The organism is Pseudonocardia kujensis (genome assembly GCF_021283305.1).
Taxonomy (GTDB): domain Bacteria; phylum Actinomycetota; class Actinomycetes; order Mycobacteriales; family Pseudonocardiaceae; genus Pseudonocardia; species Pseudonocardia kujensis.
The window spans coordinates 1-2,130 of sequence record NZ_JAJSOK010000146.1; the positions used below are offsets into that span (position 1 = coordinate 1).

At 74.8% G+C, this 2,130-nt stretch carries 1 protein-coding gene; it reads left to right on the plus strand.

The window, feature by feature from the left end:
* A partial coding sequence (locus tag LWC35_RS38700) for a thiamine pyrophosphate-binding protein (protein WP_372463180.1) occupies positions 1–2,130 on the plus strand: 2,130 nt, incomplete at both ends.

The window sequence follows — 2,130 nt, forward strand, 5'->3', positions numbered from 1 at the left end:
CTGGGGGAGATCGAGCAGCGGGTGCGCTGGCTCTCCACCGCGATCATCGACCACGCCAACCGGGTGCGGCCCAACCCGACGGGGTTGAAGGTCGGTGGGCACCAGGCGTCGTCGGCGTCGATGACCACGTTGATGACCGCGCTGTGGTTCGAGCACCTGCGCTCCGGGGACCGGGTCTCGGTCAAGCCGCACGCCTCGCCGGTGCTGCACGCGATCAACTACCTGCTCGGCGAGCTCGACGAGTCGTACCTGACCACGCTGCGCGCGTTCGGCGGGCTGCAGAGCTACCCGTCGCGGTCGAAGGACCCCGACCCGGTGGACTACTCCACGGGCTCGGTCGGGATCGGGGCGACCGCCCCGATCTGGGGCGCGCTGGCGCGGCGCTACATCACCACGCTGGGCGAGCAGGCCGGCGCCGGGCGGCAGTACTCGCTGGTCGGCGACGCGGAGCTCGACGAGGGCGCGGTCTGGGAGGCGATCCTCGACCCGATGGTCGCCGAGCTGGGCGAGGTCGTGTGGCTCGTCGACCTGAACCGGCAGAGCCTGGACCGGGTGGTGCCGAACATCGGGGCGCCGCGGCTGCAGGGCATGTTCGCCGCGGCCGGCTGGCAGGTGATCACGGTCAAGTACGGGCGGTTGCTGCACGAGCTGTTCGCGCGGCCGGGCGGCGAGGCGCTGCGCCGGCGGATCGACGAGATGTCCAACCCGGAGTACCAGCGGCTGCTGCGCTGCACCCCGGCCCAGCTGCGGGAGCGGCTGCCGGACACGCCCGAGCTCGAGCAGCTCGTCGCCACCCTGGACGACGCGACGTTGCACGCCGCGATCCGCAACCTGGGCGGGCACGACCTGCAGGCCGTCGCCGACGCCTTCGCCCAGATCGACGACACCCGCCCGACCGTGGTGTTCGCCTACACGGTCAAGGGGTTCGGGCTGGCCAGCGAGGGCCACCCGCAGAACCACTCGTCGCTGCTGACGGCCGACCAGATCGCCGAGCTCGCCGAACGCTCGGGGATGTCGCTCGACGCCCCGTGGCAACGGTTCGCGCCGGACACGCCCGCGGGCCGGCTGTGCGCCGAGACCGCCGAGCGGCTGCGCCGGGGCCCGGTCGAGGGGGTGGACGCCCCGGCGCTGCCCACCGACATCGGCCGGACGCCCTCGGGTCGGGCGACCACGCAGGCCGCGCTCGGCCGGGCGCTGCTGGACCTGACCCGGGAGGCACCCGAGGCGGCGCGGCGGGTGGTCACGCTGTGCCCGGACGTGTCCTCGTCGACCAACCTCGGCGGCTGGGTGAACAAGGTCGGGGTCTGGTCGCCGGCCGAGCGCCGCGACTGGTTCGACGACGACCCGGAGACGATCCTGCACTGGCGGGAGCGCCCCACGGGCCAGCACATCGAGCTGGGCATCGCCGAGGGCAACCTGGTCGGCGCGCTCGGCGAGCTGGGCGCCACCTGGTCGCGGTGGGGGCAGCCGCTGCTGCCGATCGGGGTGCTCTACGACCCGTTCGTCGAGCGGGCGCTGGAGCCGTGGTCGTTCGGGATCTACGCCGGCGGGCAGTCGATCCTGGTCGGCACCCCGTCCGGGGTCTCGCTCGCCCCGGAGGGCGGGGCGCACCAGTCGATCACCACGCCGTCGGTGGGGCTGGAGCAGCCGGGCTGTGTCACCTACGAGCCGGCCTTCGCGATCGACGTCGAGTGGACCCTGTTGGCCTCGCTGGCCCGGCTCGGCCGGCCGGACGGGACCAGCGCCTACCTGCGGCTGTCCACCCGGCCCGTCGACCAGTCGCTGGCCGCGGTGCCCACGGACCCGGCGGCCCGCGAGCGGCGCCGCCGGCAGGTCGTCGCGGGCGCCTACCCCCTGCGGACCAGCGAGCACCCGGCGGTGACGATCGCGGCGATGGGCGCGATGGTGCCCGAGGCGCTGGCCGCGGCCGAGCGGCTGGAGTCGCTGGGCACGCCCGTCGACGTCGTCGTGGTCACCAGCCCGGGTCTGCTGTTCGACGCCGCCCAGGCCCGGGCCGGGCACGGCAGCGCGGACACCTGGATCCTCGACGCCGCCTTCCCGGCGCGGCGCGCCACGCCGCTGGTGACCCTGCTCGACGGGCACCCGCACACGCTGGCCTTCCTCGCCGGG